Here is a 21028-nt window from a genome sequence, read left to right on the forward strand (position 1 = left end):
TTCTAACCTCGGTTTTTAAACCACCCAAATCGCTTAAACGCTATAAGCTATTTGTCCATCTGTTTTAAAAATTGTATGTCTGTTACCAGCCTTCCATGGGAGGGCACTGGGTTGCCCTATAGCTTTTCAAGCGGTAGCACACGCCTGGTTCAGTTGTCCTGGCAGTAAATATCTCTCCTTCAGGCGTTGTGAGTGTTGCTTTGCCAAAAGGTAGCCCAAACTTAAACGTTCCGGTTATCTTGCTTCCATTCGGGTTCATTAGCTCGCCCTTGCCATGGTATTTGCCTTCCATGAACTGGCCTGCATACTTTTTACCATTCGCATAGATTTCGGTTCCTTTTCCATGGAACTGGCCTTTAGAGAAAGAGCCTTCATAGTGGCGGCCATCCGGATATGTCAGCGACCCTTCGCCATGGAACTGATTATCTGAAAAGCCGCCAACGTAGAGCAGGCCGTCTTTAGTTGTTAATGACCCTTGGCCGTTCAACGAACCGTTAACCCAATATCCAGTATAGATGTCACCATTGGCTTTTGTCAGTGTTCCTTCGCCATTGAACTCACCATCTTTAAATATGCCAACAAAGGTATCGCCCTGGCTGGTTATCAGCGTTCCATCTCCCTGCATAACACCTTCAAACCACTCGCCACGGTACTCTGTTCCATCAGGATAAGTAATGCTGCCTATGCCATGAAACTTGCCATTTAGGAAGGCGCCTCGGTATTGAGTGCCGTCATCGGCTAAATAGCTTCCTTCGCCGGTAGTAATACCGTTTATCCATTCGCCATTGCGGTAGTCGACAGTCGTGTAGTGCTCAAGTCTTGCTTTGAGGGTTTGCTTTTTCCCTTTTACGACCGATACATCTTTCTGCCAGCTTGAGTATCCATTTTTAGCCACTTCGATTGAATAGTTTCCGGGGTCCAAGTCAACTTCGAGCCGAGTAGAACCGTATGGTTTACCGTTTATCAGCACCATATCGCCTTCGATGTTTGAGCGGATAACCAATGTACCTGTAGTTATTACCGGTTTCGGTTTGGTCACAACTGGCTTTGGTTTGGTGACTTCTGGCTTAGGCGTTACTGGCTCTTCCTTTTTGGGCGCAGCGGGGATAGCAGCGGGCATAATAGCTGCTGTCTCTGTTGTACTCTTCGAGGTCAAGGCATCTTCACTTGTGCTTGACTGTTTATTGCTATTGGTTTCGGCTGATGATCGACTTTCAGCTTCTGTTGATGCGATATCTTCAGAGGTGCTATTGTCAGCTGATGAAATCGTTTCAGGTGATGCGCTATCTGCGAAAATATCTTCATCTTTAATTTCAGTCGCAGCGGGCGCTTCCCTGTCTGCATGACCGACCATGGCCGAGTCTTCAGGTTTAATCGGTGGCGTGGCCTTTTTCGGGCTTTCTTGAGTCGGCGCTTTGACGGTATTTTGCTCACTTACGTCGGTTGTGGGGATGTGGGCTCCAGAGTGTTCGTTTTGTCCACTAATGTGAGCGAACCCCGCAGTGACTAAAAGCATTAAAAATAGAGCGTTTGCAAAAATAAGAGGTCTAATATCGACCATAAGAAACTGCACCTTAAATACTGTTTGCTGTAAACAAATAAATTAACCTATTAGATTGATGGTAGCGCTAAAAATAAGAGATTGTAACTGAATTAGAGGTTTCATAGTGTATTTGTAATATGTTTCACACTTTGTTCGCTATGTAGCTCACGCCGCGTAGACAACATAGCTCACTTATTGATCGCTCCATGTTATTTTTCGTTACTATTTTGTAATTCCTCCCACGCACGCATATGGACATCTGCTTCATATTCGTAGGGTGATTTATAAGGCGTAAGCACGAAATCAAAAATCGCAAAGATAAACCCAACCGAAAACCATGCGATGAAAAGCGTCTCTATAGTATTCGCTTGTACCTGAGGATTAGAGTTAACGAAGTTCTCCAAACTAGGAAGAAGGCTCGATACTGTTGCGACCGGGTTAAACCGGTTGAGTACTAAGGGGAGCCAGAACGACAGAAACACCGGGAAAAAGCCAAATGACCATAAGAAGCGGCGAAGCAGGTAAACTAATAATGAGCTAAAAAAACGTTTGCGCAGCTCCGGTACCTGCTTGATTTTTTCGAGGTATTTTTTCCGCTCTATCCAGTACTGCTCTGGCGCACCTGAATGAGTTGCATTTTGACTTGATTGCACGGCAGTGCTGTCAGTTGTGACTCCATCTTTTCCAAGTGACTCGTGCCGAAAACCTAGCATGCATAATTTCCATAATGTTGTTGACGAAAAATATAATATTAACAGCTACCAACAGCCAGTTAATCGATATTAACTTTATCACATGAGGTATGCCACGCAATCAAAAATTACCTGCAATACTAAACATGTGAGACATGTGGGTACTGATGTCATATCATGGTCTGAGTAGAGAGAGTGTTCTTTAATATCTGACTTCCAGGAGGGGCAATGGCCGCCATAAAACGAGTTGCGTTGGTAGCTCACGATAACAAAAAACAAGTGTTACTTAAGTGGATTTTGTCGAATCAAGAACGGTTATCAGAGTGTGAATTAATCACTACGGGAACGACGGGGTCATTAATTCATGAGGCATCGGGTTTGCCTGTGACGCGTGTGCACAGCGGGCCTTTGGGTGGAGATCAGCAGATTGGTGCCAGAATATCGGAGCAGACGGTTGATTTGCTTATTTTCTTTTGGGACCCACTGGAACCAATGTCCCACGACCCAGACATTAAAGCACTGTTGCGCATTGCGACCTTATGGAATATCCCTATCGCATGCAACCAAAGCTCTGCCGACTTTATCATCAGCTCTCCATTAATGGAAAGTTATGATCGTGTAGTGCCTGACTTTTCAAGTTACCAAAAAAGGCCAATACCCGTGGAGTAATCCTGCGTTTTTAATAAAGTGCCTGTTGCTGCTTGCGTCTTGTCTGCTTGTAAGCTGTGCAGGACGCACTGCAGTGGATATTTTTGATAAGCCCATTGAGCTAAATGAAGGGGGGGGAGTGAACGATTAGTCGCTGTTGATCATTCAGCGTGTTTAGATTAATGCGTCTTTGGTTTATGCTACACACAAGGCCTTTGTTAGGTGACCCAAAAGAGGTGGGACAGGTTTTATTAATTCTGTTCTGTTCCAGTGCCATTTTTTGCCTGTACAGCTATTGTCACCGATTTCAGAGCATACATAATTCACGAGGAATACGATTTAAATGTCAGAAACATCATCTAATAATTGTCCACATCCAGCGTTTGAGTTACAGCGAACGCAAAAGATAGACTCGCTGAAAGTCAGTATAGAAGAGTATGTGCATACTAAAACCGGGGCGAGGCACTTGCACCTGGCATCTGATAATGATGAAAATGTGTTTCTAGTTGGTTTAAAAACGGTTCCTCAAGATAATACTGGTGTCGCCCATATCCTTGAACATACCGCGCTATGTGGAAGTGAGCGATACCCGGTCCGTGATCCATTTTTCATGATGATCAGGCGTTCCTTAAATACCTTTATGAACGCGTTTACCAGTAGTGATTGGACCGCCTATCCATTTGCCAGTAAAAACCGCAAGGACTTTGACAACTTACTGGCTGTCTATCTGGATTCTGTATTTTTTTCCAGCCTTGACCCGTTGGATTTTGCGCAGGAAGGCCACCGCTTAGAGTTTGAAGACGCTGAAGATACCGAGTCAAAATTGACATACAAAGGTGTCGTCTATAACGAAATGAAAGGCGCCATGAGCTCTCCTGTCAGTCAATTGTGGCAAACACTGACCAAGTATGTGTTCCCTACATCCACTTATCACTTTAACAGTGGAGGGGAGCCGGAACACATTACAGACTTGTCCTATGATGAGCTGATTGCATTTTATAGAAAGCACTACCATCCCAGTAATGCGGTATTTCTTACATTTGGTAATATCCCCGCGAATGAGCACCATGAAAAGTTCGATACGCTGGTGCTGTCCAGGTTTGATAAGCAGCCTGAAGAAATCGTTGTAACTGACGAAAAACGTTACTTTTCTCCTGTTAAAGTTCAGGAAAGTTATCCTGTAAACAGTACAGAAGGTACCGAGAAAAAAACGCACATTGTAATGGGGTGGTTGTTAGGGCATAGCTTTAACCTCGAAGAAAATCTGGAGGCACATCTGCTTTCCAATGTTTTGTTTGAGAATAGTGCCTCTCCGCTTCAGCAGGCGTTAGAGACTACAACTTTGGGGCATGCGCCTTCACCTCTTTGCGGTTTGGAAGATTCCAATAGAGAAATGACTTTTGTCTGCGGGATTGAAGGCGGAGACGCAGAAAACACCGAGGCCGTTGAAAACCTTGTAATGTCGGTTCTTGAGAGCGTGGCGTCAGAAGGTGTAGCGAAAGAACGCCTTGAGGCCGTTCTCCACCAGCTCGAGCTAAGCCAGAGAGAGATTTCTGGCGATCACTACCCTTACGGACTACAGCTTATTCTTGGGGCGTTGTCGCCAATGATTCACGGTGGAGACCCGGTTGAACTGCTTGACCTTGAACCAGTGCTGGATAATCTTCGCAAGAAAATTGAAGACCCAGAGTACATCAAAGAGCTGGTTAGGCGACTATTGCTTGAAAACCCCCACCGAGTCACCCTTTCGCTAAAACCTGATGCATCTTTTGAAGAGCAGCGGGACAAAGCATTACATCAAACACTGGAAAGAATTAAGAGCCAGCTTTCAGATAATGAGAAACAGCAAATTGTAAGCCAAGCCAAAGCCCTGGCAGACAGGCAGTGCCAGAAAGATGATGAATCAATTTTACCTAAAGTCGGTATTGAAGATGTTCCTGTTACGCTGAATATCCCCCAAAGTAGTGTTTTTTCAAAGAGCCCTGATATTTGTACTTATAGCCAGGGTACGAATGGTCTGGTCTATCAGCAGATAATCGTTGACCTGCCTTCCTTGACAGAAGATGAACTACAAATATTGCCTATCTATACCAGTTGCTTAACAGAGATGGGGGCGGGCGAGTTTAGTTACTTGGAGATGCAAAACAAACAATCTGAGGTGACTGGCGGGATAGGTGCTTATTCATCTGTAAAAGGTGCGATAGAAGATGAGCAAGATGTTTCGGGTTATATTATTTTTTCAGGTAAGGCGTTGTCTAGAAATTCAGCTGGGCTTTCGGAGCTTATGAAAGAAATCGTCCTTAATGCCCGCTTTGATGAAGCTGAGCGTTTAAAGGAACTGGTTTCTCAGATTCGAGCGAAAAAAGAGCAGTCGGTAACGAGCAATGGTCATGGTTTGGCGATGGGCGCTGCAACCAGCTTGATGAGCCCCGTTTCCAAGCTTTCATTTAGCTTGGGTGGCTTGCAAGGTATTAAGCGTGTGAAGCAGTTAGATGATTGTTTAGCTGACAGATCCGAACTGGCCAAGCTTCAAAGTGCTCTTGCAGATCTACATAAAAAAGTAGCGGTATCGCAACGTAAGTTTTTAGTGGTAGCAGAGCCCGAAAAAGTTCACGATGTAGCTCAATCTGTATCGCGTGCCTGGTCGAGTGTGAAGTCCGTTGAACATGAGACCTTTACGCTAAGCCCTGTGAGAGCTCAGGCCAAACAGGCATGGTTAACCGCTACGCAGGTTAACTTTTGTGCTAAAGCATACCCAACTGTTGCTATTGAGCATCCAGACTCGGCAGCGCTGACCGTACTGGGCGGTTTTCTGAGAAATGGATACTTGCACAGAACGATTAGGGAGCAGGGTGGAGCATACGGTGGAGGCGCAGGCCAGGATTCTGCTATCGCAGCTTTCAGGTTCTTTTCATATAGAGACCCAAGATTAGAAGAGACCTTCTCTGATTTTGATGAGTCATTAAACTGGATGTTGAACGAAGAGCATGAAGCGTCGGCGATAGAAGAAGCTGTATTAGGCGTCGTCAGTCAGATAGACAAGCCTAAATCTCCTGCTGGAGAAGCCAAAGCTGATTATCATAGTGAATTATTTGGCAGAACGGCAGATCAGCGAGCGCGCTTTAGAGAGCGTATTCTTGGTGTTACCTTGGAAGACTTAAAAAGAGTCGCTGCGCAGTACTTTAGCCCCGAAAAGGCCAGTGTAGCCGTAGTAACGAGTCCAGCCAACCAAAAGCTGGTTGAGGGCATGGGTTTGGATGTATATGAGCTCTAGTTCCCGAGTTTGGCTCAATTACTCTTGTTTGGTCATTTCCTAAATGTACCACGGGTTCTTGATTGCAAGTACGTTATAGGGAGGGCGGTGTGCGCCCTCTCTTTTTAATTAAAACGCCTTTTTTTGTAAAAATTGACGCTCTACTTAGCTCTTCGTTCAATTCCTGTTGCAACCATAATCCGTGTTGCTATCTCTTCCACTGAGTAGTCTGTTGTGTTCATAAAGGTTATGCGTTCCCGGCGATACATCATTTCGACTTCTTCGACTTCATAATTGCACTGTTTAATGGATGAGTAGCGTGAGTTTGGCCGCCTTTCGTTCCTGATTACTGAAAGTCTCTCTGGCTCAATTGTGAGCCCAAATATCTTATGCTTAAATTCTTTAAGCGGAGCGGGAAGCTTTTGATCATCTACGTCCTCTTCTGTAATTGGATAGTTCGCAGCTTTGATCCCATAATTAAGCGCCAGATACAAGCATGATGGTGTCTTGCCACTCCTTGATACACCTACCAAGATTACGTCAGCTTGGTCGTAGTGTCGGGTTCGTGCTCCGTCATCATTATCGAGTGCAAAGTTAACGGCCTCAATTCTTCTATCATAATTTCTGTTTGTTGCGATGGAGTGGGATTTACCAACGGTGTAGCAAGATTTGGAGTCCAGTTCAGACTCAAGAGGGCCGAGAAACGTTCCAAAAATATCGATCATGAAACCGTTGCTTTGGGCTATCTCGTTTCTAATTTCATTGTTTACAATAGTGTCAAAAATTATTGGCCTTGCACCATCAGATTCGGCGGTTTTATTAATCGTTTTAACTGCTTCTTTAGCCTTTTCTATACAGTCAATATAAGGCAGGGTTGTTTTATCAAATTCGATATTTTCAAACTGTGCGAGCAAGCTTTGGCCCAGTCCTTCGGCCGTAATACCTGTGCCGTCTGATATAAAAAAAGCAGATCGTTTCATTGTTATACCATAGCGTAGTGAAAGCCACACAAGCGCCTAAAGCACGCCGTTTGCAGGGCTTGATTACTTGTCGTTATTCGTTAGATGCTGTCAGATTAAACCATAGCTGACTGTGGTTTTGAACCGAGTGTCCCCAGTTAAGTCTAGGCTAACTCTCGGTTATATAAAAAAAGAATTCAATATCTCCCCATTTGGTTGTGAAATATTGGCCGATATGAAGTATTATTCACCAACATTTTTATTCAACTAGCTAATTTGCAAAACACAAGGGAGAAGTACTTTGGAAGACTACATTGTATCGTTTGAACACCTTGGTATAGACGATGTTGACCGGGTCGGCGGGAAAAACGCGTCACTAGGGGAGATGATTAGCAATCTTTCAAATGTTGGCGTTTCTGTCCCCGGTGGTTTTGCAACGACCTCCCTTGCGTTTCGAGAGTTCCTCACGGTTAATAAGCTAACAGAAAAGATTAATGACGTCCTGACACAGCTTGACGTGAACGATGTAAACGCACTTGCTAAGGCTGGAGCAGAGATTCGACGCTGGGTACTAGAAGCACCACTCCCTGAAAAATTGAATGAGGCGCTTGAGGTTGCATATAACAAGCTTCTGGACGGCAATGAAGGAATGGCGGTCGCCGTCCGTTCATCGGCAACTGCCGAAGATTTACCGGACGCCTCTTTTGCGGGTCAGCAAGAGACATTTCTAAATATTGTTGGGCTTGATAGTGTTAAAGTGGCTGTTAAAGAGGTCTTCGCTTCACTATTTAATGATCGAGCAATTTCGTACAGGGTTCACCATGGTTTTGATCATGCGGAGGTGGCTCTGTCGGCTGGCATCCAGAAAATGGTTCGCAGTGAAACTGCAAGTAGTGGCGTTATGTTCACACTGGACACTGAATCCGGTTTTAATGATGTAGTGTTTATTACTTCGTCTTACGGTTTGGGTGAAACCGTCGTTCAAGGAGCCGTTAACCCTGATGAATTTTATGTTCATAAAGAAACATTTGAAGCGGGCCGACCTGCAGTATTGAGGCGCAACCTCGGTAGTAAGGCGATTAAGATGATCTATACAGATCAAGCCCATGCCGGAAGTTCGGTTGAAACGGTTAAGGTTGACACTGAGCAACGAAGCCTGTTTTCCATAACCGATGAGGAGGTTTTAGAACTAACTCGACAAGCCATTATTATTGAAAAGCACTATAAGCGGCCAATGGATATTGAGTGGGCCAAAGATGGAGATGATGGCAAGATATATATCGTTCAGGCTCGCCCTGAAACGGTCAAAAGTCGTGCGTCGGGGTCTGTTCTAGAACGCTACCTGATGAAGGAAACGGGCAATGTGCTGGTAGAGGGGCGCAGTATTGGTCACAAAATCGGAAGCGGCCCTGTAAAGGTTATTCATAGCGTTAATGAAATGGATAAAGTTAATGAAGGTGACGTGCTGGTAGCCGATATGACAGACCCAGATTGGGAACCTGTTATGAAGCGTGCCTCGGCTATCATTACTGACCGGGGGGGCCGAACATGCCATGCCGCGATCATCGCGAGAGAGTTGGGTGTGCCTGCGGTGGTTGGTTGTGGTAATGCATCAGAGAAGCTGACGGATGGGCAAAAAGTGACTGTTTCCTGTGCTGAAGGGGATACCGGATTTATCTATGACGGTATGCTCGATTTCGAGCTTCAGGAAAACAATATTGACTCGATGCCTGCGTTGCCATTTAAAATCATGATGAATGTTGGAAATCCTGACAGGGCATTTGATTTTCAGTCTCTTCCTAATGCAGGTGTCGGCCTGGCTCGCCTTGAGTTTATTATCAACCGAATGATAGGGGTTCACCCTAAAGCGCTTCTCAATTTTGATTCATTGCCGAGAGAAACGAAACAGATTGTCGAAAAGCGTATTTCCGGGTATGACTCACCAGTCGACTTTTATGTTGAAAAACTGGTTGAAGGTATTTCAACGCTAGCGGCGGCTTTCTCTCCAAAGCGGGTCATCGTTAGGCTTTCTGATTTTAAATCTAATGAGTATGCGAACCTGATAGGCGGGACAATATACGAGCCTGATGAAGAGAATCCAATGCTTGGGTTTAGAGGTGCATCAAGATACATATCGGAAGCATTCAGGGATTGTTTCGAGCTTGAATGCAGAGCCATGAAAAAAGTCAGAGATGAGATGGGCTTTACCAATGTAGAGATCATGGTTCCATTCGTCAGAACGGTGGGTGAAGCCAAGCAGGTCGTTGAGCTTCTTGAAGAAAATGGTTTGAAACGAGGCGAGAACGGCTTAAAAGTTATTATGATGTGCGAACTGCCTGCCAACGCATTGTTAGCCGACCAGTTCTTACAGTACTTTGATGGCTTCTCTATCGGTTCTAATGACCTAACTCAGCTTACGCTCGGTATTGATCGAGATTCAGGGATTATTGCTCACTTGTTTGATGAGCGTAATGAGGCCATTCGTGTATTGCTTTCTAATGCTATCTCAGCTTGTAAAAAGGCTGGTAAGTATGTCGGAATCTGTGGGCAAGGACCTTCTGATCACCCCGATCTGGCAAAATGGTTAATGGAGCAGGGGATTGACAGTGTGTCATTAAACCCCGACTCCGTTTTGGATACTTGGTTTTTTCTTGCAGATGCGCAAGCCTAACCACTTGGTAAGCGCCTAATTTTATTTTAGGCGCTTACTTTTTAGTTATTGATTGCTTTAAAGAAAGAGGTAGGGATGCAAAGTAGCAGTCAACTATTTCCGGTTCAGCTTGTTTCAGCTGAGGTCGTAGGTTCTCTTTTTGAGGACATATACCTTCTCAAGCCAAACAACAGCCCAGACCGAACAGTAGAGTTAGCCGTTACACGTATTAGCAGGAAGCATAATAGCGTGAATCATCCGCAGCATGGAGAACCGGTCATTCTTCTGCATGGTGCATTCTCAAATCGACGCCATTGGCTGTCCCCAGATGGTGCCGGTGTGGCTGCGTATCTCGTTGAGGCCGGGTTTGATGTATGGATTCCTGAAATGAGGGGACACGGCCTCTCGCCTGTTAATGAAGACTACTCAGGAAACTCGTTGGACAAAGTTGTTGAGTATGATTTGCCGGCGATTCATAAGTTTATTATCGAACAGACAGGCAAAAATATATCTTACATTGCCGAAGGGATGGGCGGTTTTGCTATCCTCACCGCGATGGAAATAAGTGCAATACAGCAAAAAACTGTATCAGGTTGTATATATATTGAAGAAGAAACACCTTTATCGTCATATTTAAGCGAGCGAATACTGACGAAAAATGCGTTGTGGCGATGGAAAAAGCAAGGTGTTATTAGTGGCCGAAAAGTTGGTTTAGGCTCTGAAAATGAGAGTTATGAAACGGTCAAACAGTATCTTTATTGGAAGAGTCGCGCCTCATTTAATACACCTGCCGGGCTTTCGCTAGAAAACGGGTTTGGTCAAATTGATGTGCCTGCAATGGTGGTTTCTACCTCTTCTGATGAAAAGCAAGCGGTTGCTAAAAACGCGAAGTGGATTTTCGATCAGTTAAGTGGCAATTCGAAGACATTTAAGCGTTATGATTATTGCCAGTATCAAGCCCAGCCCGCGTATAAAGAAGGCGGGAGAACAATTTATCCTGGCAAGAATGGGTGTTGGGGAGATGTCGTCCACTGGCTTCGATTGCATGGGCGAACGGTAAAGGAACAGCAGCATCGTCTGCACTATAATCAGCGAGTATCAGAAGAAGTAGCCGTTTAATAATGCCGTTATGTTTTTGGGGGCGATATGAGTCGTAGTAGAACTGCTTTGATTGTTGGTGCAACAGGACTGGTAGGAGGCCATTGCGTTAGGCAAATTCTGGACTCTGCTATTTACGACGAAGTCGTTGTGTTTGGCCGCCGTAAGTTAAACCTCGCTCATAGCCGGCTAACGCAGTTGGTCGGAGAGTTATCAGATGCAAGCTCCGTCTTGAAGGACTGCAAGGCAAATGATGTGTACTGCTGCCTTGGTACAACAATCAAAAAAGCGAAAACCAAGGCTGCATTCAGAGCCGTTGACTATCAATACCCATTAGATATTGCCTCTGTTATGCGCAAAAACGGAGCGGAGCATTTTTGCGTGGTGAGCGCAGCAGGTGCGAACGAGCACTCGCATTTTTTTTATAATCAGGTAAAAGGTGAATTGGAAAAAAAACTTGCTGATGTTGGCTTTCCCTTTCTTACGATCATGCGACCCTCTTTGTTGACGGGGGATCGGGACGAGTTTCGCCTGGGCGAGTCGTTAAGTGGCGCGGTTGGTTCGCTTATTAAACCTTTTATGAAGGGGGTATTGCTTGAGATTAGCCCTGTGGAAGCAGATAAAGTTGCACAGGTAATGGTAAAAGAGTCATCAAAGATCGTTGATGGTTTGAGGTATCAACCTATTGTTGTGATAAAATCCCGACAAATTCAAGAATACGAAATGCAAGGAGAATGATGTGCCAATAATTACGCCAGATTTGTGTGACGAGTATCCAGATATTATTGAAGTTGTTGAGCCTATGTTTAATAACTATGGTGGCAAGGAATCGTTTGGTGGAGAGATTGTTACCGTAAAGTGCTTTGAGGATAACTCTGTGGTGAAGGAGCAAGTTGGAACTCCGGGTCATGGAAAGGTAATGATTGTCGATGGAGGGGCATCGATGAGAGCTGCACTTCTTGGAGATATGTTAGCTGAAAAAGCGGCCAAGAATGGCTGGGAAGGTATTATTGTTTATGGCTGTATACGCGATGTAGACGTCATCATGGAAACAGATTTAGGGGTTCAGGCACTCTCAACCCACCCAATGAAAACTGATAAAAGAGGCATTGGTGATTTAAATGTGCCGGTAACGTTTGGCGGTGTAACGTTTAAGCCAGGGAGCTATGTATATGCCGATAATAATGGCATTGTCGTAACCCCGACCAAGCTCAATATTGAGCCATAACTATTGACCATAACTATCGAGCAATAACTAAGGCGTTTTATTCTTAAACGTCTGTTAGAGCTTACCCAGATAGGCAAAGGTTAACTTAAGCTTATCTGGGAGCCATGCTATTTGGGCATATTTAGTATCTCTGCCCCTATGAGAAACCTGTTGTTATCAGACTCTTCGCAGCGAATCACTTTAACTTTAGTTTCAAAAGACGGAAATGCGGGGTTGCTTGAGGGAAGGGATGTATGAAATTCACTGTTTTCTTCTAGCGCTTCACTTGTTTCAATAAGCATGCCTGTACCACTTAAATCTTTGCATACCGCAGTCATAGTCTCATCTGAATTCTCAAAAGATAGCCGAATCTCTGTATCAACTTTCATTCTAATGAAATCACGTTTTTCACTATAGTCTCGAATGATTGAATTAATCATAACTTATGAGCCCTTTTTGTTGTTGTCCTTAACTTTATACGTGTTATAACTGAGGCTGTCAAAGTAGAAAAAGTTATAATAAAGGCGGGATAGATAGTATATAGTATTATTAAAAATCATTACCCACTATATGTGGGTAATGATTAGAACATGGGAAATGATTAGAGCGATGTGGCGAATCGCCATTGCTGCGCAATGTGCGAAACAGTGCAGACAGGTTAAGCCCAGCTGTCGTTCTTTTTGGTTGGCTTGAGCCATGGAATAATTAAGGCAAGTATTACGCCCAAGAGTACGAGCGCAGCGCCGATCATCATAAAACTGGTTTCACTTTTGTCTTTAAGCCTTTGGTTATCTGTTGTCAGTAGTTCGACTTCGTTTTTTAGTTCTTGGTTGGTTTCTCTTAACTCTCTGTTACGCTGATCGAGGGTTAGAGCATTTGAGGATATCGTTTTTACTTTTTTCAATTCGCTACTGGTTGCCTGGCTTTCAAGTGTTAGCTGCTCATGACTACTTGATAAAGAATTATACTTTTCCTGGAGCTCTTTAAGCTCTGATTGTAGTTCAGTTAGTCTATTTTGAGCTTTTTCCAGTTGAGCGGTTGCCTTTTTCAGTCGATCTCGCGCGATTTCATTTTTTACCAGATAACGTGTTGGCAGGTAGCCGGTAACGCCATCCGGTGTTCTAACGTGGCTATAACCTGAGTCGGGGTTATGGGCAATAAGTTCAACTTTAGTTCCGCTTTTCACACCCTTGTGTACAATTCTAAATTGAAGACCTTCGCCGCTCCTAAGAGGAACCAGTAAGGTATCGTCTATATACATTGATTCAGCCAAAGATAGCGATGGCGCTATAATCAGCATTAAAATATACAAAATTTTCTTCACGTTTATATCCCGCAGTAATGGCAAAGTGGGTCAGTATTTAGCGCTTAAACAGGTATCTTATTACAGAATTATTCTGATACCAATTAACTGTTGCTAGGGTAATACATGTTTGAATGGTTTAACAGTAACCTTACGGTACACGCCGGCTTCAACATAGGGGTCATTGTCTGCCCACTCTTGTGCGTCGCTCAATGAGTTGAACTCGGCGATGACCAGACTTCCTGTAAAACCATGCTCACCCGGATCGTTGCAATCAATAGCGGGGTGTGGGCCGGCAACTAATAGGCGTCCTAACTCTTTCAGTGACTCTAGCCGCTCTATGTGGGTAGGTCGTGCAAGCTTCCTTTTATCGAGGCTATTAGGTACGTCTTCACTGATAATTGCGTAAAACATGCTATTCCTTTTTTGTGAATATTTCGAGAATATTCCTAGATTATATAAGTAAGTGGCGATGAATTCATTTGATTGATGAAAATACTGCATAACGCACGGTTGAACTGAATGTGTTATGGTTGTGCTTTATTCTATATTGGGCTTTAAATTGATGTCTCACCTCTCCTCTCAAATCGACCTTCACTGTCATAGCAGTGCATCTGATGGGCTTTTAACGCCTTCTGCTTTAGTTCAGTTGGCTTATGATAATGGAGTCAAGCATATGGCGCTGACAGACCATGATACGGTTAGTGGGTTAGATGAGGCCCTTTTATGTGGAGGTGAGCTAGGAGTTAATGTGCTTGCTGGTGTAGAGTTTTCAGCGCAATGGAAAAATCAAGGGGTTCATATTTTAGGGCTCGATTTTAATCGTCACTCACCAGTGATTCATTCAGCGGTCGAACGCCAGAAAGAGAGCCGTTTCAGCCGTGCGCAAACGATCGGGGATCGGTTAGCTAAAAAAGGCTTTAGTGGACTTTATGATAAGGCTTTAGAGCTATCTTCCGGTCAAGCGCCAGGGCGCCCTCATATTGCCTCTGCAATGGTAGAACTTGGCTACGTAAACAGTAGCGCGGTGGCATTTAAAAAGTATCTGGGTGCGGGAAAGGTTGGGGATGTAAAATCAGTTTGGCCTGAGTTGAATGAGGTTGTTAGTTGGATTATTGATGCCGGGGGAGTCGCAATTATTGCTCATCCACGAAAGTACAATATGACGGTTACAAAACTTAGGTCGCTTATTGAGGATTTTGTTGAGTCGGGTGGTGAAGGGCTGGAAGTGGTTACATCGGGCCAGAAACAGGGGGAGATAGGTCTTCTGGCTGATTTGTGTCGCAAGTATGGGCTGAAAGGGTCTTTGGGGAGTGATTTCCATTCACCCAAGCAGCCATGGGTTCGCATGGGGGCTATACCGCCTTTGCCTAAAAGTGTTGTACCAGTATGGAAAGATTGGGGGCTGGAACTCTAGTTTTAACCAATGTCTGCCTACTTGTTGTCTGAGTGAAAAAATAAAAATAGGTCTGTCATTAGCTCGGGTAGCTGCTCTTCAAACTGTTCCATAATCTTTTGATTATTATTGATTTCAGAAAAGTCTTCATCGTCAAAAAGTTGAGACAGGGCCATTATGGGGAGTAAGAGTTCTGCTACTAATTCCTGACTGCGCTCAAACCATGAGGTTTCATGATCAAGAAAGCCTTCTACAAAACCTGCACACCAGTTGGTTAATGCTTCTTCGTAATACTCTTCATCAGCGTCGTAGATGGGAAGCTCAAGCGTCTTTCCTGCAGAAAGTTCTGCTGATATGTTGTTCCTGAGTTTTGATATAATGCTCTCTGCTATTTTCAGCTTGTCAGAAGCTAACCCTTTATGGCTGTTAAATACCAGGTCTGTTAACTCTGAGTCATTGATGTTTTTAGGGCCCACCACATAAGAGCAGACAAGTCCGTGAACGCCAAAAAAGTCGAGTGCATCTTCGGAAAGCTCATCCTCAAATAGAATATCCTCGAGAGTATCGATATCGTGATCTGTAATGGAAGATGTCTGTGATGAGCTCATTTATGCGGATCCTGGTTCTTGGTTTGTGGGGCTATTGGTGAATGAGCGCCAGCCAGTCCATAAACTGGCTGGCGTTCCTTCGATTAGGACTCTACTGATTTTGAATCCGCGCTTTCTGATTTAGTGCTGTCGGTCACTTCAGATTGCTTGGCTTCATTTTCAGCTGCTTCCTTTTTTCTCTGCTGGCGAGGGTCATTGGCTGCTCGCGCTCTTCTTTGACGACGAGGCCGTGCCGGCTTTGTTTCAGGTGACTCTGAAGGTTTATTGTCGCTCTTTGCTTCTTCTGTCGAGGCCTTTTGTGTGGTCTCAGTTGCTTTTTCAGCTTTTTCAGCTTTTTCTGAGCTTGCACCACTGCTACCCGCTGGTGTTGCGGCTAGCGTTTCAGCCTGTTCGGGCTTGGAGGCTTTGTTATCAGACACCTTACTGGCTGGTACTTCATGCTTATCTTGTGCAGGCTCTGCCTTTTTTATCGGAGCATCAGTTTCATTTTTGACCGATGCTGCAGTAGCTGTACTTGCTTTGCTGGTGTCTTCAGAAACTTTTATTGGTGCGGCATCTGCGTGCTTAGGCGCTTTAGTTTCCTTTGTTACCGCATCAGCTTTGGCGTCTGAGGTTTTTACTTCGCTATCGGACGAAGTTTGAGGCTTTTCGTTAACTGGAGACTTTCGGCTGCTCGAAGAGTCGCGTCTAGGTGCACGCTTTCTTTCTGCACTTTTCTCTCGCGGTGCTACAGCCTCCTGGCTCTGTTTCGTCGCGCCAGCAGTATTGCTTTCAGTCACTGTCGGCAACTGTTTTGCTGGTGTGTCTTGCGTTTTTGCAGCTGCAGGTGAGCTCGGCGCGCTCTGCTTTTCATTGGTATTGACAGGCTGGTTAGCTGGGCTACGCTCACCGGTACTGTTTTTACCGCCTCTAGTGCGTTTGTCTGACTGCCGGTTATCATTGCGGTTGCCTGCATCTCGATTGCGTGAGGATGCACTGCGGTTGCGTCTAGGGCGACGGTTTTCATCCGTCGAACTGCTTGATGCGCTGCCGCTTTTTTGCTGGCTATCAGTCTCTTGCTGGTTATTTCTGATTGATTTTGCAGTTGACTCATTTCGAGACCCTTTTTGGCGGCCTCGGTTCGACTGCTTGCTGCCTCGTTCAGGGCGGTTCCGTTGCGTGTTACGCGATGAAGTTTGGCGAGCTTTGTGTTCTGGCTTAACTTCGACCTTTTTTTCCTCTTCCGCGCTGCCGCCAAATATGGCTGCAACTTTCAACGAAAGCTTTTTAAGCAGCCCTATCTCTTCTGATGTTGGGGCCGGGGAGCTGGGTTTAAGTGTTTTTACTGCGGCTTCTTCTCTGACTACTTGCTTAACTGGTGCAGTCGTCGAGGCCTGTTGTTCTGTCACCTCTGATTTAAGCTCGTAGCTTACAGTATCGTCATCAGACTCATCATCTCGCATTCTTAGCACTTCGTAATGCGGTGTCTCCATTGTCTCAGTCGGTACAATGACGATAGAAACATTCTGATTCTTTTCGATTTCAGCAATCTGAGCTCGTTTTTCGTTTAAAAGGAACGTTGCTACAGATATCGGTAGCAGGGCCCTAACTTCGCTTGTTTTTTCTTTTGATGACTCTTCATACATTAGACGCATAATTGATAGCGCCATTGAGTCAATGCTTCTTATCGTGCCCTGGCCGCTACAGCGTGGGCAAACTTCATTTCGTGTTTCTCCCAGTGAGGGTCTTAGCCTTTGGCGAGACATTTCAAGAAGACCGAATCTGGATATTTTGCCGACTTGAACGCGGGCGCGATCCAACTCGAGAGCCTGTCTCATTCTGGTTTCTACTTCGCGCTGGTTTCTAGCTGGTGTCATATCGATAAAGTCGATTACAATCAGCCCACCCATGTCACGAAGGCGAAGCTGCCTGGCAATTTCATCTGCTGCTTCAAGGTTTGTGTTTAAAGCGGTTTCTTCGATATCGCTCCCTTTTGTCGCTCGGGCAGAGTTAATATCGATAGAGACCAGTGCCTCTGTTGGGTCGATGACGATTGAACCGCCAGAAGGAAGTTTAACTTCTCGCTGGAATGCTGTTTCGATCTGTGCTTCGATCTGATATCGGCTAAATAAGGGAATATCATCCTCATATAGCTTAATCTTATTCTCATAAGCAGGCATTACGGATTGCACAAAGTTAACGACATCTTCATAAACTTCTGGAGAGTCGACAAGTACTTCGCCTATATCCTGACGTAGGTAGTCTCTAATGGCCCGGATAATTACATTGCTTTCCTGATAAATGAGGAAAGGGGCTTTGCGGCTGTCTGCAGCGTGAGTGATTGACTCCCAGAACTGATGTAAGTAATCGAGGTCCCATTGAAGCTCTTCGGTATTTCTACCAACTCCAGCAGTCCGAACAATTGCTCCCATTTGCTTGGGTATTTCAAGGCCCGAAATGGCGTCTCTTAGCTGGTTTCTATCTTCACCTTCTATACGTCTGGATATTCCGCCAGCTCGCGGATTGTTCGGCATGAGTACCAAATAGCGACCAGCAAGGCTGACAAATGTAGTTAGTGCGGCGCCTTTATTGCCTCGCTCTTCTTTGTCTACTTGTACGATTATTTCCTGGCCTTCTGAAATAACATCTTTGATGTTAATTCTGCCTTCTCCCCTGGATGCGGTACGCTTGAAATACTCTTTAGATATCTCTTTTAGAGGGAGAAAACCGTGTCTTTCGGCTCCGAAGTCAACAAAAGCTGCCTCCAGGCTGGGCTCTACCCGAGTTATTCTGCCCTTATAGACGTTTGCTTTTTTTTGCTCGCGGGTACTCGACTCTATATCAAGGTCGTATAGTTTTTGACCATCTACAAGCGCAACGCGTAACTCTTCTGCCTGAGTTGCGTTAATTAGCATTCTCTTCATGTAAGGATTTTTTTCCAGTTAGCACTGAAAGGAGTATGTGGGGGAGTGTGGCTTTCGAATGATGATTGATAATTATATAACTATCGGGAAAAACACACGAATACTGTGTTTTTCAAAAAAACCAAACAGCATGGTATATAACCAGCGCTTTGGTGAGTTGATGATGAAATCACAACTTCTTGACTGATTCTAAATCAGCTCTGGGTCAGTGAATAAAACATTGATGGTTCTGCTAAACTGGCTCGCCCTACAGGGGTTGCAAAACACTTGTAGAATCCCCGTGGTTTGCGAGCATGCTAACATAGCAAAGCTTTGCTAGCCTTTAACTAAACCGTTTGTTAATTCCTGACTCAATCATCTAATTACTTGTTACATGTGCGGTAAGCTTGGTCTTACATCCCTTCTGTTTGACTGAAAAGTTAAACGATCATGGGCTGCCGACTGACTACACTACAAATTCGAAAACTGTTCTCTATCCCGCAATCTACTTCAGAGCGGTTAAAATAAAGTCTTTTTATGCTCAATTTTGAGCTACTTAAAGACGTCCGGTGTTGCTGATCAGCGAATAAACCATCGGCTCAACCCTATAGGTATGCACCAATTCATAGCGTTGGGTGATGTGTCGCTGAACTTCCTGTAATCAGGGTGTCTATATATCGCTGACTGGGTACAAGTTGGCTATACAATAAAGCCAAGTACTTTTGCCTGCTCTATTCCTAAATAAATTATAGAAGGTTTATAAGCTTAAGCCTTCTGGAAATATCATCTACTTAGTACTTTTAAGTGATATTTCATGGCTCTTTCGAAATGACCACATGTATTTCGTCTGAAATTATCGACGTAATCTGTTAGAATGGGCCTTTTTTTGAGCACTTACAGAATATAACAGCATTTCTATACCGCATCAAACCTACTGACAATATTCAGGTGGAATTGAGTAAAGTAACTGGGTAATAGGTTCTGTGATGTATAGTGAGCGTTCATTCACCTAGCCCAATTATTAGTTTAAGTCCACATATGTCAAATGAAATGAATACTTCTGCTATCGACGGTTCCGAAAATGGTTCCGGAGGGACAAAAGTAAGGTTTGTAACCGTAACTGAGAGTAGTGAAGCGCAACGAATTGACAACTTTTTATTGTCAAACCTGAAAGGGGTTCCAAAAAGTAAGATCTATAGAATCATCAGGAAAGGTGAGGTCAGGGTTAATAAAGGTCGTGTAAAGCCTGAATACAAGCTGAGTATTGGTGACGTAGTCAGGGTTCCGCCAGTCTCTGTTCGAGAAGCGCGAGATTCAGTTAAGCCGGGTAATAACGTCGTTAAGTTGCTGCAAAACTCCATTATATTCGAGAATCAGGAGTTACTGGTTATCAATAAGCCTTCTGGGATGGCTGTTCACGGGGGGAGCGGGATAAATCTTGGGGTGATTGAAGCTTTTCGGGCAATGAGACCAGATCATGACTTTCTTGAGTTGGTTCATCGCTTGGATAGGGATACATCCGGCTGCTTATTGATTGCGAAAAAAAGGACTATGCTTAGGTATCTTCATCAATGCCTAAGAGAAGATGGCATGAAAAAGATTTATCACACCGTTGTGGTTGGGAAGTGGCCAAACCATGTTCGGGAGGTAAACGCTCCTTTACTTAAGAATGAACTCAAGTCTGGTGAAAGGGTTGTGACGGTGACTAAAGAGGGTAAGCCTTCTCTAACTAAGTTCAGATTAATTGAACGTTTTAAAGGTTTTACCTTGGTTGAGGCTAGCCCCATTACTGGCCGTACTCATCAGATTCGCGTTCACGCAGCGTTTGCGGGGTATCCGATATTGGGCGACGAGAAATACGGAGTGGATGAAGTAAATAAAGGAATGAAACGCTTAGGCGCAAAACGATTGATGCTTCATGCCGCTGAGTTAGCCGTTAAACTCCCTTCAGATCGTAAAGTGACCGTTTTTAAAGCACCTTATGAGCAAACCTTTCATAATGTCGTAGGGGCTTTGCGGGAGGAAGGTTAATGAGGTACAAGGCTATTGCTTTTGACTGGGATGGCACGCTGGTTGATTCGATTGATCACATAGTCGGTAGCATGAAAGGTGCTGCAGAAAGAATGTCTCTGGCAGCGCGAGCAAATCAAGATATCAGAAATATTATCGGTCTGGGGATGAAGGAGGCCATAAGGACGCTGTACTCAGATATGTCTGATAGCGATATTGATCTGTTTAGGCAGCACTATAGTGATGTGTTTTTCTCCACTGAAGTTGGGAGGAAAGATCTTTTCCCGAATGCTGATGAACTTTTAGGGGAGCTGAATACGCGAGGATTGAGGCTTGCTGTTGCGACAGGTAAGAGTAGGAGGGGGTTAGATATAGCTCTGAAAACAACAGGGCTAAAAAAACACTTCTCGGTTGAGCGGTGTGCTGACGAGTCCAGATCAAAACCGCACCCTCTGATGCTTAATCAGATTATGGCTACGCTTGATATTCAACCTGAAGACATGTTGATGGTCGGTGATACCGATTATGATATGGATATGGCCCAAAGGGCGGGAGTAGATCGCTTGGGTGTATCTTTCGGTGCCCAGCCTGTTGAAAGGTTAGAATGTTACCGACCGGTTGGGATCATTGATGACCTCGGCGACTTAATGCACTATATAGCATAGTGATTTGAATTAAGTAGCATGGTGGTTTGAATATAATGTGGTGGCTTGATTTAAGCGCCAAAAATTGAATTCTAAGCTGGTTTTATATAAGTTTGTACCTATTAAATAATTCTT

General features: G+C 44.5%; 17 protein-coding genes. 9 read left to right on the forward strand and 8 right to left on the reverse strand.

All coding sequences use genetic code 11. The features are described from left to right. Positions 1-82: 82 nt before the first annotated feature. Together MY523_RS06250 and MY523_RS06255 are read right to left on the reverse strand one after the other, a co-directional pair. Positions 83-1561, reverse strand: coding sequence for a PEGA domain-containing protein (locus tag MY523_RS06250; RefSeq protein ID WP_250657936.1), 1479 nt, complete (start codon positions 1559-1561; stop codon positions 83-85). A gap of 191 nt (positions 1562-1752) precedes the next feature. Further along, on the reverse strand, positions 1753-2256 hold the full coding sequence (locus MY523_RS06255; RefSeq protein ID WP_250657937.1) for a hypothetical protein: 504 nt from the start codon (positions 2254-2256) through the stop codon (positions 1753-1755). A gap of 207 nt (positions 2257-2463) precedes the next feature. On the opposite strand from MY523_RS06255, the gene MY523_RS06260 reads away from it, so the two are divergent. Together MY523_RS06260 and MY523_RS06265 are read left to right on the forward strand one after the other, a co-directional pair. Then, positions 2464-2904 carry a methylglyoxal synthase gene (locus tag MY523_RS06260; RefSeq protein ID WP_250657938.1) on the forward strand — a complete coding sequence of 147 codons (441 nt, stop codon included), beginning with the start codon at positions 2464-2466 and terminating at the stop codon, positions 2902-2904. Between the two features lie 322 nt (positions 2905-3226). Beyond that, complete coding sequence (locus MY523_RS06265) at positions 3227-6157, forward strand: insulinase family protein (RefSeq protein ID WP_250657939.1); 2931 nt, start codon at positions 3227-3229, stop codon at positions 6155-6157. Positions 6158-6297: 140 nt separating this feature from the next. On the opposite strand, the gene ppsR is transcribed toward MY523_RS06265, so the two are convergent. Further along, positions 6298-7116, reverse strand: a complete 819-nt coding sequence (gene ppsR / locus MY523_RS06270) for a posphoenolpyruvate synthetase regulatory kinase/phosphorylase PpsR (protein ID WP_250657940.1) — start codon at positions 7114-7116, stop codon at positions 6298-6300. A 280-nt stretch (positions 7117-7396) separates the two neighbouring features. Between ppsR and ppsA the strand changes: the two genes are divergently transcribed. The 4 genes from ppsA (at position 7397) to rraA (ending at position 12071) form a co-directional block, all read left to right on the forward strand. Beyond that, positions 7397-9766, forward strand: coding sequence for a phosphoenolpyruvate synthase (gene ppsA, locus MY523_RS06275; protein WP_250657941.1), 2370 nt, complete (start codon positions 7397-7399; stop codon positions 9764-9766). A 75-nt stretch (positions 9767-9841) separates the two neighbouring features. After that, positions 9842-10864 (forward strand): alpha/beta fold hydrolase, encoded by a 1023-nt coding sequence (locus MY523_RS06280; protein ID WP_250657942.1) that lies wholly within the window; start codon positions 9842-9844, stop codon positions 10862-10864. A 27-nt stretch (positions 10865-10891) separates the two neighbouring features. After that, the gene (locus MY523_RS06285; protein ID WP_250657943.1) at positions 10892-11581 is read left to right on the forward strand and encodes an NAD(P)H-binding protein; all 690 of its coding nucleotides are present in this window, start codon (positions 10892-10894) and stop codon (positions 11579-11581) included. A gap of 1 nt (position 11582) precedes the next feature. Continuing rightward, on the forward strand, positions 11583-12071 hold the full coding sequence (gene rraA, locus MY523_RS06290) for a ribonuclease E activity regulator RraA (protein ID WP_250657944.1): 489 nt from the start codon (positions 11583-11585) through the stop codon (positions 12069-12071). Between the two features lie 107 nt (positions 12072-12178). Here rraA and MY523_RS06295 read toward each other — a convergent pair whose 3' ends face one another. The 3 genes from MY523_RS06295 to MY523_RS06305 all read right to left on the reverse strand — a co-directional run bounded on the left by MY523_RS06295 (position 12179) and on the right by MY523_RS06305 (position 13767). Then, positions 12179-12490, reverse strand: a complete 312-nt coding sequence (locus MY523_RS06295; RefSeq protein ID WP_250657945.1) for a PilZ domain-containing protein — start codon at positions 12488-12490, stop codon at positions 12179-12181. A gap of 218 nt (positions 12491-12708) precedes the next feature. Continuing rightward, the gene (locus MY523_RS06300; protein ID WP_250657946.1) at positions 12709-13374 is read right to left on the reverse strand and encodes a TIGR04211 family SH3 domain-containing protein; all 666 of its coding nucleotides are present in this window, start codon (positions 13372-13374) and stop codon (positions 12709-12711) included. 93 nt (positions 13375-13467) lie between these two features. Then, on the reverse strand, positions 13468-13767 hold the full coding sequence (locus tag MY523_RS06305) for a YciI family protein (protein ID WP_250657947.1): 300 nt from the start codon (positions 13765-13767) through the stop codon (positions 13468-13470). 151 nt (positions 13768-13918) lie between these two features. Here MY523_RS06305 and MY523_RS06310 point away from each other — a divergent pair, with 151 nt between their 5' ends. Then, positions 13919-14770, forward strand: coding sequence for a PHP domain-containing protein (locus MY523_RS06310; RefSeq protein WP_250657948.1), 852 nt, complete (start codon positions 13919-13921; stop codon positions 14768-14770). Between the two features lie 17 nt (positions 14771-14787). Here MY523_RS06310 and MY523_RS06315 read toward each other — a convergent pair whose 3' ends face one another. Continuing rightward, entirely contained in the window at positions 14788-15357 is a 570-nt protein-coding gene (locus MY523_RS06315; protein ID WP_250657949.1) for a YecA/YgfB family protein, read from the reverse strand. An 83-nt stretch (positions 15358-15440) separates the two neighbouring features. Then, the gene (gene rne / locus MY523_RS06320) at positions 15441-18260 is read right to left on the reverse strand and encodes a ribonuclease E (RefSeq protein ID WP_250657950.1); all 2820 of its coding nucleotides are present in this window, start codon (positions 18258-18260) and stop codon (positions 15441-15443) included. A 1017-nt stretch (positions 18261-19277) separates the two neighbouring features. Here rne and rluC point away from each other — a divergent pair. Then, positions 19278-20270, forward strand: a complete 993-nt coding sequence (rluC, locus tag MY523_RS06325) for a 23S rRNA pseudouridine(955/2504/2580) synthase RluC (protein WP_250657951.1) — start codon at positions 19278-19280, stop codon at positions 20268-20270. Then, positions 20270-20914 carry an HAD-IA family hydrolase gene (locus MY523_RS06330; RefSeq protein ID WP_250657952.1) on the forward strand — a complete coding sequence of 215 codons (645 nt, stop codon included), beginning with the start codon at positions 20270-20272 and terminating at the stop codon, positions 20912-20914. The genes rluC and MY523_RS06330 overlap by 1 nt, the downstream gene beginning before the upstream one ends. Positions 20915-21028: the final 114 nt, after the last annotated feature.

The organism is Alkalimarinus coralli, from assembly GCF_023650515.1.
GTDB classification, from domain to species: domain Bacteria; phylum Pseudomonadota; class Gammaproteobacteria; order Pseudomonadales; family Oleiphilaceae; genus Alkalimarinus; species Alkalimarinus coralli.